Origin of the sequence: Mesorhizobium sp. M0062, from assembly GCF_040323125.1 — a bacterium.
GTDB lineage: Bacteria > Pseudomonadota > Alphaproteobacteria > Rhizobiales > Rhizobiaceae > Mesorhizobium.
This window is the reverse complement of the sequence record NZ_JAMYUO010000004.1, coordinates 239,165-252,584: the sequence shown is the minus strand read 5'-3', so window position 1 is coordinate 252,584 and position 13,420 is coordinate 239,165. Positions and strand designations below refer to the sequence as shown.

The following is a 13,420-nucleotide window of genomic DNA, read 5'->3' as shown; positions in this document are numbered from 1 at the left end:
CGGAGGGCGTAAGTGATGGCCGAGACAACGCTGCTCGACATCAAGGGCGTCGAGACCTACTACGGCAACATCAAGGCGCTGAACGGCGTCGATGTCCACGTCAACCAGGGCGAGATCGTCGCGCTGATCGGCGCCAACGGCGCCGGCAAGTCGACGCTGATGATGACCATCTTCGGTGCGCCGCGCGCTCGTGCCGGCTCAATCACTTTCGCCGGCACCGACATCACCCAGATGCCGACGCACGAGATCGCCCGCATGCGCATTGCGCAGTCGCCGGAAGGCAGGCGCATTTTCCCGCGCATGACGGTGATGGAAAACCTGCAGATGGGCGCTGGTCTCGACAATCTCAAGCACTATGACGAAGATGCTGAGAAGGTGTTCGCGCTGTTCCCGCGCCTCAAGGAGCGCATTGCCCAGCGCGGCGGCACGCTGTCGGGCGGTGAGCAGCAGATGCTGTCGATCGGACGTGCGCTGATGGCGCGGCCTAAGCTGCTGTTGCTCGACGAGCCGTCGCTGGGTCTGGCGCCGCTGATCGTCAAGCAGATCTTCGATGCCATCCGCGAGCTGAACCGCACGCAAGGGCTGACCGTGTTCCTGGTCGAGCAGAACGCCTTCGGTGCGCTCAAGCTCGCCACGCGCGGCTATGTCATGGTCAACGGCAACGTGACCATGAGCGGCACAGGCAAGGAATTGCTCGCCAATCCGGAAGTGCGGGCGGCCTATCTCGAAGGCGGCCATCACTGATTTTGGAGCGGAATGTATGCATACGGTATTCCGCTCCAACTTGTTTGTTTGTCGCATGACCTTTGTCCGAAAAGTCTGCAACTTTTCGGGATCATGCTAGGGAGTCTTCATCATGCAAGGCATTCTTCACGAGGAACCTTCCATCTGGCAGTTCTTCTTCGTCACCTGTCTGCTCGGCGGCTGGGCGGCATGGATGACCGGCAAGGCCAGCGCCCAGACATGGCGCAGCCTGCCGGCGCTGTTCGCCTATCTGCTGGGCCTCGGCATCGGCATCAGGTTCATCCATCATGCCTTGTTCGGCGGCACGATGTTTTCGCTACAATACTATGTCGTGGACACAATCGTGCTCATGATATTGGGGTTTGTCGGCTATCAATACACGCGTACGAACCAGATGGTGACGCAGTATAATTGGCTTTACGAACGGGCTTCGATCTTAAGCTGGAAACCGAAAGGTTGACGTTCATCATTAACGCCGTTCCGGGGATGAATCGGCGTGACAAGGGCCTGAAAATCGGCAAAGTACGCTTTCTGCGATAAGGGTGGGCATCGCATGAAAGTTTCATCCACGCCCACCTCGTAAATGGGAGCGTTTAAATGAAGAAATCACTTTTGTCCGCCGTTGCCCTGACCGCGCTTGTCGCGTTCGGTGGCAATGCATGGGCTGACGTTATCGTCGGCGTCGCAGGTCCGATCACCGGTCCGAATGCGGCCTTCGGTGCGCAGCTGCAGAAGGGTGCGGAAGCGGCCGTTGCCGACATCAACGCAGCAGGCGGCATGAACGGCGAGCAGATCAAGCTCGAAGTCGGCGACGACGTCTCGGATCCGAAGCAGGGCATTTCGGTCGGCAACAAGTTCGTCGGCGACGGCGTGAAATTCGTGATCGGCCACTTCAACTCGGGCGTCTCGATCCCGGTTTCGCAGGAAGTCTACGTCGACAACAACATCGTCGAAGTGACGCCTGCGGCGACCAACCCGAAATTCACCGAGCGCGGCCTGTGGAACGTGTTCCGCACCTGCGGACGCGATGACCAGCAGGGCGGCATCGCCGGCGGCTATATCGCGACCAACTTCAAGGACGCCAAGGTTGCCGTCATCCACGACAAGACCCCCTATGGTCAGGGCCTTGCCGACGAGACCAAGAAGGCGATGAACGCAGCCGGTCTGACCGAAGTCATGTATGAAGGCGTCAATGTCGGCGACAAGGACTTCTCGGCGCTGATCGCCAAGATGAAGGACGCCGGCGTCACCCTGATCTATTGGGGCGGCCTGCATACCGAAGCCGGCCTGATCATCCGCCAGTCGGCGGACCAGGGCCTCAAGGCTACCTTGATGTCGGGCGACGGCATCGTGACCGACGAGCTGGCTGCGATCGCCGGCGATGCGGTTATCGGTACGCTCAACACCTTCGGTCCAGATCCGCGTCTGATCCCCGAGAACAAGGCACTGGTCGAGAAGTTCCGCGCCCAGGGCTTCGAGCCGGAAGCCTACACTCTCTACTCCTACGCCGCCATGCAGGTGATCGCCGAGGCTGCTGCCGTGGCCAAGTCGAACGACCCCGTGGAAGTGGCCAAGGCGCTGCACGAGAAGGGCCCGTTCAAGACCGTTCTGGGCGATCTCGCCTATGACGCGAAGGGCGATCCGAAGCTCCCGGGCTATATCATGTACGAATGGAAGAAGGGTCCGGACGGCAAGATCTCCTGGTTCCCGAAGTCGTAATTCGGAACACAGCTCTATTTAATGCCCGGCGTTCGCGCCGGGCATTTTTCTTTGGTGACAGGGCGGCAGCGAGGGTGGCTGGATAAGCCGTTAGCCGGGGTCGAATTTGTGCGGGCACGACAATTAGCGTCACCTCGCGACGCCAATCGCACGCAGCTTTTCGAGCCGTGGTGCTAGAATCGCATTTAAATCGGTTTAACCTCTCCCCGATTTTGGTTGCACTGCAGCATTTTCGCGTTAATCATGCCTCTGCCCCACCCTCCTGTCCGGAGCCTGCTTCCTTGGCCATCACGAAGATCCTCGTCGCCAACCGGTCCGAAATTGCCATCCGCGTCTTTCGCGCGGCCAACGAGCTCGGCCTCAAAACCGTGGCGATCTGGGCCGAGGAGGACAAATATTCGCTGCATCGGTTCAAGGCTGATGAAAGCTACCAGGTCGGGCGCGGGCCGCATCTGGCCAGGGACATGGGGCCGATCGAAAGCTATCTGTCGATCGAGGAAGTGATCCGGGTCGCCAGGCTGTCCGGCGCCGACGCCATCCACCCGGGCTATGGCCTTCTGTCGGAAAGCCCTGAATTCGCAGATGCCTGCGCCGAGGCCGGCATCACCTTCATCGGACCGAAGCCCGACACGATGCGCCGGCTCGGCAACAAGGTCGCCGCGCGCAATCTGGCCATCGAGGTTGGCGTGCCGGTGGTGCCGGCAACCGAACCGCTGCCGGACGACATGGAAGCAGTCAAGCAGCTCGCCAAGACAGTCGGCTATCCGGTGATGCTCAAGGCATCGTGGGGCGGCGGCGGGCGCGGCATGCGCGCCATCCGCGCGGAAGCCGACCTCTCCCGCGAGGTGATGGAAGGCAAGCGCGAGGCCAAGGCCGCCTTCGGCAAGGACGAGGTCTATCTCGAAAAGCTGATCGAGCGCGCTCGCCATGTCGAGGTCCAGGTGCTCGGCGACACGCATGGCAACGCTGTACATCTGTTCGAGCGCGACTGCTCGATCCAGCGCCGCAACCAGAAGGTCGTCGAACGGGCGCCGGCGCCCTACCTCAGCGAGGCATTGCGCCAGGAGCTTTGCGGCTATGCGCTCAAGATCGCGCGGGAGACCAGCTATATCGGCGCCGGCACGGTGGAATTCCTGCAGGACGCCGACACCGGCAAGTTCTACTTCATCGAGGTCAATCCGCGCATCCAGGTCGAGCACACCGTGACCGAGCAGGTGACCGGCATCGACATCGTCAAGGCGCAGATCCACATACTGGACGGCTTTGCCATCGGCACGAAAGAGTCGGGCGTGCCGGCGCAGGCCGACATCAGGCTGAACGGTCACGCGCTGCAGTGCCGCATCACGACCGAGGATCCGGAGCATAGTTTCATTCCGGACTACGGCCGCATCACCGCTTATCGCGAAGCCGCCGGTTTCGGCATCCGCCTCGACGGCGGCACCGCCTATTCGGGCGCGGTCATCACCCGCTTCTACGATCCGCTGCTGGAGAAGGTGACTGCCTGGGCGCCGACACCGGCCGAGGCGATCGCCCGCATGAACCGGGCCTTGCGCGAGTTCCGCATCCGCGGCGTGGCGACCAACCTCACCTTCCTCGAGGCAATCATCAACCACCCGCGCTTCGCCGACAATTCCTATACGACCAGGTTCATCGACACGACGCCGGAGCTGTTCGCGCAGGTGAAGCGGCAGGACCGCGCCACCAAGCTGCTCAACTATCTGGCCGACGTCAGCGTCAACGGCCATCCCGAAACCCGCGGCCGTCCGATGCCCAAGGCCGATGCGGCAGCGCCTGTCGTGCCCTATCTCAACGGCAATGTGCCTGATGGCAGCAAGCAGAAGCTCGACGCGTTGGGGCCGGAGAAATTCGCTGCCTGGATGCGTGAGCAAAAAGAGGTGCTTGTCACCGACACGACGATGCGCGACGGCCACCAGTCGCTGCTCGCCACCCGTATGCGCACGCATGACATTGCCGGCATCGCCGGCACCTATGCGCGGGCGCTGCCGCGGCTGCTGTCGCTGGAATGCTGGGGCGGCGCCACTTTCGACGTCGCCATGCGCTTCCTGACCGAGGATCCGTGGGAGCGGCTGAGCAAAGTGCGCGAAGCGGCCCCCAACCTTTTGCTGCAGATGCTTCTGCGCGGCGCCAATGGCGTCGGCTACACCAACTATCCCGACAATGTCGTGCAACATTTCGTCAGCCAGGCAGCGGCCGGTGGGGTCGACCTGTTCCGCGTCTTCGACTGCCTGAACTGGGTCGAGAATATGCGCGTCGCCATGGACGCGGTGGGCGCCGAGGGCAAGCTGGTCGAAGCGGCGATCTGCTACACCGGCGACATCCTCGATCCGGCGCGCGCCAAATACGACCTTAAATACTATGTCGGGTTGGCGAAAGAATTGCAGGCAGCCGGCGCCCATATCATCGCCGTCAAGGACATGGCCGGGCTTTTGAAGCCTGCCGCCGCCCGCGTGCTGTTCAAGGCGCTGCGCGAGGCCACCGACCTGCCGATCCATTTCCACACCCACGACACGTCAGGCCTGTCGGCGGCGACGGTGCTGGCGGGCGTGGAAAGTGGCGTCGACGCCATCGACGCGGCGATGGATTCCTTCTCCGGCAACACCTCGCAGCCTTGCCTGGGCTCGATCGTCGAGGCGCTGAAGGGAACCGAGCGCGATCCCGGCCTCGATCCGCAATGGATCCGCAAAATCTCCTTCTACTGGGAAGCGGTGCGCAACCAGTATGCCGCCTTCGAAAGCGACCTCAAGGGGCCAGCCTCGGAAGTCTATCTGCACGAAATGCCGGGCGGCCAGTTCACCAACCTCAAGGAACAGGCGCGTTCGCTGGGGCTGGAAACGCGTTGGCACGAGGTGGCACAAGCCTATCACGACGTCAATTTGATGTTCGGTGACATCGTCAAGGTGACGCCGTCGTCCAAGGTGGTCGGCGACATGGCGCTGATGATGGTGAGCCAGGATCTGACCGTTGCCGACGTCGAAAACCCAGCCAAGGACATCGCCTTCCCGGACTCGGTCGTCTCGATGCTGCGCGGCGATCTCGGCCAGTCGCCCGGCGGCTGGCCTGCGAAGCTGCAGAAGAAGGCACTGAAGGAAAGCAAGCCGATCACCGAGCGCCCGGGCTCGCTGCTCAAGCCAGCCGACCTCAAGGCCAGCCGCAAGGAGATCGAGCAGAAGCTGGAGCGCAAGCTCTCGGAGTACGAATTCGCCTCCTGGCTGATGTATCCGAAGGTGTTCACCGACTTCGCCGCCGCGCAGGAAACCTACGGGCCGGTCAGTGTGCTGCCGACGCCGACCTATTTCTACGGCATGAAGTCCGAAGACGAGATCTTCCTGGACATCGAAAAAGGCAAGACGCTTGTAGTGCGCTGCCTTGCGATCGGCGACGTCGATGAGAAGGGCATGGTCACCGTGTTCTTCGAGCTCAACGGCCAGCCGCGCCGTGTCCGGGTGCCGGACAGGGCGCATGGCGCCTCGGCGGCCAAGGCTCGGCGCAAGGCCGAGCCCGGCAACGAGGCGCATGTCGGCGCGCCGATGCCGGGCGTGGTCTCCGCCCTTTCGGTTGCCGCCGGCCAAGCGGTCAAGGCCGGCGACGTGCTGTTGTCGATCGAAGCCATGAAGATGGAGACGGCCCTGCATGCCGAGCGCGACGGCACAGTGGCCGAAGTGCTGGTCAAGGCCGGCGATCAGATCGATGCGAAGGATCTGTTGATCGCGTTTGGCTGACGCGCGGATCCATCACACTGGGGACGGCTGGCAGCAGCCGTTCACGAAGCGCCGATAATGGCTTGACCCGCCGCGCCTGCTCGGGCATCGAACCCGCTCCCAATTTACCGCCCAGAATCGCGGTGCTTAAAAAGTAGCGGAGAAAAAACATGGCCGACGACATCACAGATACCAGCCAGACTGTTGCCGCCGGCCAGTTGCGCGCCTTCATCGAGCGCATCGAGCGGCTCGAGGAAGAAAAGAAGACCATCGCCGACGACATCAAGGAAGTGTTCGCCGAGGCCAAGGGCACCGGCTTCGACACCAAGGCGATGCGGTCGATCATCCGGCTGCGCAAGAAGGACCAGGCCGAGCGCCAGGAAGAGGAAACCATCCTCGATCTCTACAAGGCCGCGCTCGGCATGGTGTAAGGCTGTCTGGAAATTCTACTCCGGCTGATATCGCCGGAGCGAATTTCGAAACAGTCTCGGGCCAAGGAATGATGCTGGAACGGGCATCGAACCATGAGCGAATTCGACTTCGGCGCCCGCCGCGCCTCTGAATTCCGCCAACGCAGCTTCTGGGCGCTGTTCGCCGAACGGCATCCGGAGGAACGCGCTTCCATGGCGCGGCGCGGACCCTGGTTCTGGCAGCGCGGGCTGCCCGACTTCGCTCTGGTCCTGTCCATGTATGTCGCGCCGGCGCAAAGCCAAGTTGGCGTCTTTTTCGGCCGTAACGAGAAGTTCGGCGCGACCGGGGTCTGGTCGCGGCTGAAGCCGTTCCAACCGGCAATCGAAGACAGGCTGAAGCTCAGGCCGGAGCAGAGCTGCGAGGCCCTCGGCACCAATTCGATGTGGCGGGTGAACTGCTATGCCGAGGACAACTGGCCGGCCATGGCCGACTGGCTGGTGACGGAATGCTCGCGCTTCGAGCGCGCCGTCACCGACGTGCTGGGAGAGGGATAGCTATCAGGTGTTGGTGCAAAGCATCGGATCCTTCTTCGGCTCGCGCTGGCAAGGCGCGGTTCCGGTCGAGCGGTTGTTCTGGCGCGATCTAGTCCTTGTCGGCACGGCGATCAACATCACCTCGTCGGTGGCCGCGCTCATTCTGCTCGGCTTGAAGCTGCCGCTCGCCGTCGTCCTGGCGGTGCATTTCGCGCCCGTGCCCTACAACATCTTTCTGACCTTTGCCGTCTGGCGAACCACGGAAAAATCCAGTGGCGCCAAGGCTTCGTTGATGACCCTCGGGGCTACGCTTTGGCTGATCCTGGTGGTGGTTGTCTGAGAAGATTGACACGAAAAAGGGCGGCCGAAGCCGCCCTTTGAAGATGGTGGTCAAGCCGCGGCTTAAGCCGCCGGCTCGAATTTCAGCGCCACGCCGTTGATGCAATAGCGCAGGCCGGTCGGCGGCGGGCCGTCCTCGAAGACATGGCCGAGATGGCTGCCGCAGCGGGCGCAGTGGCATTCGGTGCGGACCATGCCGTAGCTGCGGTCGACGGTGTTTTCGACCGAACCGGGCACCGGATCATTGAAGCTCGGCCAGCCGGTGCCGCTCTCGAACTTGAGCTTGGATTCGAACAGCGGCTGGTCGCAGCCGACGCAGGAAAAGGTGCCGGCGCGCTTTTCGTAGAGCAGCGCGCAGCTTCCGGGCCGTTCGGTGCCATGGCCGCGCATGACCGCATATTGCTCGGGCGTCAGGCGGGCGCGCCATTCGGCGTCGGTGCGGGTGACAGGGTAGGTGTGGGTGTCCATTTGATCTCCTCAGCCTTGGCGGCTTGTTGTTGGTTGCAAGCTATATTCGCTTAGAGATAGGCGTTTGTTACGTGTTTTGCTCGCATTTTCAGCCGAGCTCCTACCCAATCGCCTGAAGATAGCGGGCGATCGACGCATGAAATGCCGTTCTTGCGTCGCCGATGATGTTCTGCTGCCACCACGCGCCGTAGATGTCGTCGAATTCGAAAGGCTCAAGTGCCGCCGCGATGCGTCGCACGGCCGGCGCATTGAGCGGAATGTAGTTCGGATAGCTGTACATGAAGCTGACATGGCGACGCGTCGGCGTCACCTGCAATATGTCGCCGGACAGCAGGGCGTTACCGTCATCGCGTTTCCAATGCAGCACCTGGCCGCCGGCAAAATGGCCACCGCAACGCACGAGTGTCAGCGACGGGTTTATGGCCAGCGTCTCGCCCGCCCAGCTGACGATGGCGTTGTGCGGCCGCATAATCCACTGGCGGTCGTCGGCATGGAGATAGATCGGCACGCCGCCAAACGCCTCGCTCCACTCGACCATCACCGAATAATAGTGGCAGTGCGAAATGGCGATCGCGGCCAGGCCGCCGCGACGGTTGATTTCGGCTACCGCCTCGTCGCTCACCATCGAGATGCAATCCCACAGCACATTGCCGTGCGGCGTCTGCGCCAGCAGCGCCCGCTGGCCGATAGCAAAGCGCGGCTCGATGCCGAAAGCGAGAACGCCGGCATCGTCCTTCATCACAAGCCTATGCCCGGCAGAGAGTTCTTCCCCAGTGATCCAGGCCTGGCCTTCCCAGCGCACATATTGCCGCTCGTCCTCGCAGATCGGGCAATTTTCTGGAGGGGTCTGCGTTGCCGCGAACTGGACGCCGCATTGCGGGCAAAGAAAGCAGGTCATCGGTTTTCCTCTCATATCAATGCTTGCGTGAGAGCTGCTTCGTCGCGGCTTCCAACCCGGCCAGCGTCAGTGGGAACATGCGGCCGCCGAAGAGATCGCGGATCATCGCGATCGAATGGGTGAAGCCCCAGTTTTTCTGGTTTTCGGGGTTCAGCCAGACCGCATTCGGCCATTGCTGGATGAGGCGGCCAAGCCAGACACTGCCGGCTTCCGGGTTCCAATGCTCGACCGAACCGCCGGGATGCGCGATCTCGTAAGGGCTCATCGAGGCATCGCCGACGACGATCACCTTGTAGTCGGGGCCGTATTTGTGAAGCAGATCGAAGGTCGGGATGGTCTCGGCATGCCTGCGCCGATTGTCCTTCCAGACGCCCTCGTAAAGGCAGTTGTGGAAGTAAAAATATTCGAGCTGGCGGAATTCGGCGCGGGCGGCCGAAAACAGCTCCTCGACGCTTTTGATGTGGTCGTCCATCGAGCCGCCGACATCGAAGAACATTAAGAGCTTCACGGCGTTGCGCCGTTCGGGGCGCGTCTGCACATCGAGATAGCCGTGCTCGGCGGTGGCATGGATGGTGCCGGGCAGGTCGAACTCTTCCTCCGCACCCTCGCGCACCCAGCGACGCAGGCGCTTCAGCGCCACCTTGATGTTGCGGGTGCCGAGCTCGACGGCGTCGTCGAAATTTTTGAACTCGCGCTTGTCCCAGACTTTCACCGCACGGCGATTGCGGCTTTCATGCTGGCCGATGCGCACGCCTTCGGGATTGTAGCCATAGGCGCCGAAAGGCGAAGTGCCGCCGGTGCCGATCCATTTCGAGCCGCCCTGGTGGCGGCCTTTCTGCTCCTCCAGCCGCTGCTTCAGTGTCTCCATCAGCTTGTCGAAACCGCCGAGCGCCTCGATCAGTTTCTTCTCTTCCTCGGTCAGGTGCTTTTCGGCGAGCCGGCGCAGCCATTCCTCAGGGATGTTGGCGACACCGACGGCATCGGGGCCGGTGAGCGCCTCGATCCCCTTGAAGACATGCGCAAACACCTGGTCGAAGCGGTCGATATGGCGTTCGTCCTTCACAAGCGCGGCGCGGGCGAGGTAGTAAAAACCCTCGACGTCATAGTCGACCAGCCCGGCCTCCAGCCCTTCCAGCAGCGACAGATATTCCCTGAGCGAAACGGGAACGCGCGCGGCCTTTAGTTCGAGAAAGAAGGGGAGGAACATGGTTTGCCGTTATCTATGCCGAACGGTCACGGCGGAGTCGCCACGGGCACTGTCGATTTCGCCGGATTGCAGAAGATTTGCCACAGTCGTGGGTTGGGCATGGGCAAGTGCTTTGCGATGCGGGCTTCCGCCCATTCGCGCATAGCCGAGGCGGCATCGGCTATCGCTTCCGCCGGGTTTGCGCCGGCCCCGTGGCAGCCGGCGAGATCGGGCATCCGCACTCCCCAAACGCCGTCACTGCCATCCAGGATTCCGACATAGCGGATCATTCGGCTCCTTCCGCGTTATTTCGACCGCGCTCGCATCATAGCAGATCATACTCGATAAAACCTGTCCGCCGCGCGACATGGTCGTAGAGCTTGCGCGCTGTGGCGTTGGTTTCGTGGGTCATCCAATAGACGTTCTTGACGCCGATCTTGCCGGCTTCCTGCTTGACCGCTTCAATGAGGGCCGCACCGATGCCCTTGCCGCGCACATCAGGGTCTGCGAACAGGTCCTGCAGGTAGCAGTTGTTTTTCTCCGACCAGCCGGAGCGGTGATAGAGATAATGGGTCAGGCCGACCGCCTTGCCGTCGAGCGTGGCGATAAACCCCTTCGGTTCGAATTCACCTTCCGTGAACAGTCGTTTCCAGGTGATGTCGTAGACCTCGTCCGGCAGCTTGGTCTCGTAGAAGGTGAGGTAGGCAGTCCACAGCCGCCGCCAGTCGGCATGGTCGGCCAGCGCCAGCGGGCGGACGGTGATCTCGGTCATTTCGGTTCCTCGAAGGCCTTATCGGATTCCGGCGGAATCAGATCGGAAACACCATCGCCTAATCCACCGGCGAATTGTACTCGCGAAATGCGGTCGCCAGCATTTGCAGCGCGTCACGCGCCCGCGGCGCCAGATTGTGCGAATGCAGGACCACTTCGGAGGGGTCAAGCGACGGCAGGCCGAGCTTGCGGCCAACCTCGATCAGGCCGGGCGGAGCGACGCAGTGAGCCAGCGCCGAAACGGCAAAGCCCGCCGATATCGCAATGTTGACGGCCGCGCCGCCGCCGCCGACGAAGGCCTCCTCCCAGGCGATGCCTGCTTTGTCCAGCGCCTCGAGCGCCCGCACACGATCCGGACAGTTGCACACGGTGCTTAAGAGCGCGAGGCGCAACGGCGTTCCGCGCTGCCACTCGAAGGAAGGTGCGGCGAACCAGCCATAGTGGTTGCGCGACAAGGTCCGGCCAGGACGGCTGTCGCCTTCGCGGTGCACGATGACTGCGTCGAGCTCGCCGTGATCGAAAGCTTCCTTGAGCACCGTGCTGGTGTCGATCCTCAAACTGAGCGTCAGCGATGGATCGTGCGCATGGAGCTGGGCAATCAGAATGGACAGCGCCGGACCGGCGGCATGATCGACAAAGCCGAGCGCAAGCCGGCACGGTGCTGACGCAAACTCCGCCATGGCGCGCTCGTGCGCGGCAAGGAAGTCACGCGCGGCGGGGAGGAAGACGGCGCCTCGTGCCGACAGGCTGACGCGGCGCGGCGTTCTTTCGATCAATCGCGCGCCGAGCTTCTCCTCAAGGCGGCGCAGCTTGACGCTGATCGTCGCCTGCGTGCTGCCCAGCGCCGATGCCGCCTGGGTGAAGCTCTGCAGATCGGCCACCATCACAAAGGTTCGTACGGCGTCCACATCAAGACTGGTCATCGCAGCACTCCATTGGCCAACTATTCGATTTTGTCATTTCTGATATAGCCGAGCATAGTCTTTTTTCATGGTCAAGTCTCCTCTATGTCAAACTGGTCGCGGTTTGAAGAGCGCCTCATACTCGGATGGAAAGAGATCGATATGCCAATTCAACGAACACCATCGCGCTCACCGGCGTGTGCTTGGCGTCGCTCTTGTTCGGGCTCGAAATCTCCAGCGTGCCGATGATCCTGCCGAAACTCGAAAGCGTGCTCGCCGCCGATTTCAAAGACCTGCAATGGATCATGAACGCCTACACCATTGCCTGCACCACGGTGCTGATGGCGACGGGGACATTGGCCGACCGTTTCGGCCGCAAGAGCGTGATGGTGATCACCACCGTCGCCTTCGGCCTCGCCTCGCTGCTGTGCGGCCTGGCTCCGAGTGCGGCGCTGCTGATCGCCGCCCGCTTCCTGCAAGGCCTCGCCGGCGGCGCGATGCTGACCTGCAGCGTCGCCGTGCTGTCGCATCAGTTCCAGGACGGCCGCGAACGCGGCAAGGCTTTTGTTGCCTGGAGCGTCGTCTCAGGCATCGGGCTTGGTTTCGGTCCCGCCATCGGTGGCTTGATCGTGGCGCTGTCGAACTGGCAATGGGTGTTCCTCATCCACGTGCCGCTGGCGCTCCTGGCGCTCGCCTTTATCGGCGCCGGTGTCACGCAATCGCGCGATCACAACGCCCAGAAGCTCGACTGGGCCGGCATGCTGACGCTGTCGGCTTCTGTGTTCGGCTTCTCCTATCTGATCACGCAGGGTGCGGATCTCGGGACCAGCGCCCGCATCGGCGTGATATCAGCCTCCGTGGCTGCGTTCATCGCTTTCCTTGTCGCCGAGAGGGTCAATCCCTATCCGATGTTCGATTTCGCCGTGTTCCGCATCCGCCAGTTTTCCGGCGCGATCATGGGCGCCATCGGCATGAATTTCAGCTACTGGCCGTTCATCATCTATCTGCCGATCTATTATTCCGGCGTTCTCGGCTACGACAGCACGACGACCGGCCTGCTGTTGCTCGTCTACACGCTGCCCTTCATGGTGATGCCGCCGATCGCCGAGCGCCTGCGCGCGCGCTATCAGGCGCGAATTGCCATCCCGCTCGGTCTGCTGACGCTAGGGATCGGTTTCATCGCCATGTGGATCGGCTCCGGGCTCGAGGGCGCGACCTGGCTGACCATGCTGCCCGGCACGCTGATTGCCGGCATCGGCATCGGTCTCACCAATTCGCCGACCACCAATACCACGACCGGCGCGGTATCGCCGGATCGTGCCGGCATGGCGTCCGGCATCGACATCAGCGCACGCCTGATCACGCTTGCCATCAACATCGCGGTGCTCGGCCTGCTGCTGACGCAAGGTATCGTTTCCCACCTGCGGGCCACACTCGGCGCGGCTTTGGAGCCGGATGAGTTGCGGGCACTGGCGGAAAGGGTCGCCACCGGCAATCTGGAGGGCCTTGCGCAGGGGACGCCGAAGCTCGCAGCCCTCGACCCATCCGGCGCCATCGTGCATGCCGCCCTGGTCAACGGTTTCGGCTGGGTCATGCTCTATTGCGGGATCGGCGTTCTCGCCCTGTCGGTCATCGGCTTCGTCATCTTCGGGCCGAAGCGCGTCGCGCCGCAGGAGACAGGGCTTGCGGCGGCCGAGTGATCGGCCGAAGCCCGCTCATAGCGCTCAGCC

14 protein-coding genes are annotated in these 13,420 nt (G+C 62.5%); 8 read left to right on the top strand and 6 right to left on the bottom strand.

Annotation, left to right across the window (positions count from 1 at the left end):
• Nucleotides 1-15: 15 nt before the first annotated feature.
• The 7 genes from NKJ64_RS07395 to NKJ64_RS07365 all read left to right on the top strand — a co-directional run bounded on the left by NKJ64_RS07395 (nt 16) and on the right by NKJ64_RS07365 (nt 7,466).
• The gene (locus NKJ64_RS07395; protein WP_023668718.1) at nt 16-744 is read left to right on the top strand and encodes an ABC transporter ATP-binding protein; all 729 of its coding nucleotides are present in this window, start codon (nt 16-18) and stop codon (nt 742-744) included.
• A 112-nt stretch (nt 745-856) separates the two neighbouring features.
• Nucleotides 857-1,204: a DUF6867 family protein gene (locus tag NKJ64_RS07390; RefSeq protein ID WP_023668719.1), complete on the top strand. Its 348-nt coding sequence runs from the start codon at nt 857-859 to the stop codon at nt 1,202-1,204.
• Between the two features lie 137 nt (nt 1,205-1,341).
• On the top strand, nt 1,342-2,463 hold the full coding sequence (locus tag NKJ64_RS07385; protein ID WP_023668720.1) for a branched-chain amino acid ABC transporter substrate-binding protein: 1,122 nt from the start codon (nt 1,342-1,344) through the stop codon (nt 2,461-2,463).
• Nucleotides 2,464-2,744: 281 nt separating this feature from the next.
• A complete protein-coding gene (gene pyc, locus NKJ64_RS07380) occupies nt 2,745-6,203 on the top strand; it encodes a pyruvate carboxylase (protein WP_352462248.1) in 3,459 nt (1,152 codons plus the stop codon).
• A gap of 149 nt (nt 6,204-6,352) precedes the next feature.
• Nucleotides 6,353-6,613 carry a DUF2312 domain-containing protein gene (locus tag NKJ64_RS07375; protein ID WP_023668722.1) on the top strand — a complete coding sequence of 87 codons (261 nt, stop codon included), beginning with the start codon at nt 6,353-6,355 and terminating at the stop codon, nt 6,611-6,613.
• 93 nt (nt 6,614-6,706) lie between these two features.
• On the top strand, nt 6,707-7,147 hold the full coding sequence (locus NKJ64_RS07370) for a hypothetical protein (protein ID WP_352462247.1): 441 nt from the start codon (nt 6,707-6,709) through the stop codon (nt 7,145-7,147).
• 7 nt (nt 7,148-7,154) lie between these two features.
• Nucleotides 7,155-7,466: a hypothetical protein gene (locus NKJ64_RS07365; RefSeq protein WP_031196451.1), complete on the top strand. Its 312-nt coding sequence runs from the start codon at nt 7,155-7,157 to the stop codon at nt 7,464-7,466.
• A gap of 62 nt (nt 7,467-7,528) precedes the next feature.
• Here the strand turns inward: NKJ64_RS07365 and msrB are convergent, their stop codons facing one another.
• From msrB to NKJ64_RS07335, 6 genes are all read right to left on the bottom strand, one after another.
• The gene (msrB, locus tag NKJ64_RS07360; protein ID WP_013529102.1) at nt 7,529-7,933 is read right to left on the bottom strand and encodes a peptide-methionine (R)-S-oxide reductase MsrB; all 405 of its coding nucleotides are present in this window, start codon (nt 7,931-7,933) and stop codon (nt 7,529-7,531) included.
• A gap of 100 nt (nt 7,934-8,033) precedes the next feature.
• A complete protein-coding gene (locus tag NKJ64_RS07355) occupies nt 8,034-8,831 on the bottom strand; it encodes an MBL fold metallo-hydrolase (RefSeq protein ID WP_023704917.1) in 798 nt (265 codons plus the stop codon).
• Between the two features lie 16 nt (nt 8,832-8,847).
• Nucleotides 8,848-10,038, bottom strand: coding sequence for a vWA domain-containing protein (locus NKJ64_RS07350; RefSeq protein WP_023815246.1), 1,191 nt, complete (start codon nt 10,036-10,038; stop codon nt 8,848-8,850).
• 26 nt (nt 10,039-10,064) lie between these two features.
• Nucleotides 10,065-10,307 carry a type II toxin-antitoxin system HicB family antitoxin gene (locus NKJ64_RS07345; RefSeq protein ID WP_031204429.1) on the bottom strand — a complete coding sequence of 81 codons (243 nt, stop codon included), beginning with the start codon at nt 10,305-10,307 and terminating at the stop codon, nt 10,065-10,067.
• Between the two features lie 35 nt (nt 10,308-10,342).
• Nucleotides 10,343-10,789 (bottom strand): GNAT family N-acetyltransferase, encoded by a 447-nt coding sequence (locus NKJ64_RS07340; RefSeq protein ID WP_023668728.1) that lies wholly within the window; start codon nt 10,787-10,789, stop codon nt 10,343-10,345.
• Between the two features lie 58 nt (nt 10,790-10,847).
• A complete protein-coding gene (locus NKJ64_RS07335) occupies nt 10,848-11,711 on the bottom strand; it encodes a LysR family transcriptional regulator (protein ID WP_023824273.1) in 864 nt (287 codons plus the stop codon).
• 125 nt (nt 11,712-11,836) lie between these two features.
• Here NKJ64_RS07335 and NKJ64_RS07330 point away from each other — a divergent pair, with 125 nt between their 5' ends.
• Entirely contained in the window at nt 11,837-13,390 is a 1,554-nt protein-coding gene (locus NKJ64_RS07330) for an MFS transporter (protein ID WP_352462246.1), read from the top strand.
• The last annotated feature ends 30 nt before the right edge of the window (nt 13,391-13,420 follow it).

Excerpts from the sequence above, each read along its gene's own strand:
- NKJ64_RS07335 (WP_023824273.1), bottom strand. The coding sequence starts at position 11,711 with ATGACCAGTCTTGATGTGGACGCCGTACGAACCTTTGTGATGGTGGCC.
- NKJ64_RS07395 (WP_023668718.1), top strand. The coding sequence starts at position 16 with ATGGCCGAGACAACGCTGCTCGACATCAAGGGCGTCGAGACCTACTAC.
- NKJ64_RS07340 (WP_023668728.1), bottom strand. The coding sequence starts at position 10,789 with ATGACCGAGATCACCGTCCGCCCGCTGGCGCTGGCCGACCATGCCGAC.
- NKJ64_RS07355 (WP_023704917.1), bottom strand. The coding sequence starts at position 8,831 with ATGACCTGCTTTCTTTGCCCGCAATGCGGCGTCCAGTTCGCGGCAACG.
- msrB (WP_013529102.1), bottom strand. The coding sequence starts at position 7,933 with ATGGACACCCACACCTACCCTGTCACCCGCACCGACGCCGAATGGCGC.
- NKJ64_RS07370 (WP_352462247.1), top strand. The coding sequence starts at position 6,707 with ATGAGCGAATTCGACTTCGGCGCCCGCCGCGCCTCTGAATTCCGCCAA.
- NKJ64_RS07345 (WP_031204429.1), bottom strand. The coding sequence starts at position 10,307 with ATGATCCGCTATGTCGGAATCCTGGATGGCAGTGACGGCGTTTGGGGA.
- NKJ64_RS07350 (WP_023815246.1), bottom strand. The coding sequence starts at position 10,038 with ATGTTCCTCCCCTTCTTTCTCGAACTAAAGGCCGCGCGCGTTCCCGTT.
- NKJ64_RS07385 (WP_023668720.1), top strand. The coding sequence starts at position 1,342 with ATGAAGAAATCACTTTTGTCCGCCGTTGCCCTGACCGCGCTTGTCGCG.
- NKJ64_RS07375 (WP_023668722.1), top strand. The coding sequence starts at position 6,353 with ATGGCCGACGACATCACAGATACCAGCCAGACTGTTGCCGCCGGCCAG.
- NKJ64_RS07390 (WP_023668719.1), top strand. The coding sequence starts at position 857 with ATGCAAGGCATTCTTCACGAGGAACCTTCCATCTGGCAGTTCTTCTTC.
- NKJ64_RS07330 (WP_352462246.1), top strand. The coding sequence starts at position 11,837 with ATGGAAAGAGATCGATATGCCAATTCAACGAACACCATCGCGCTCACC.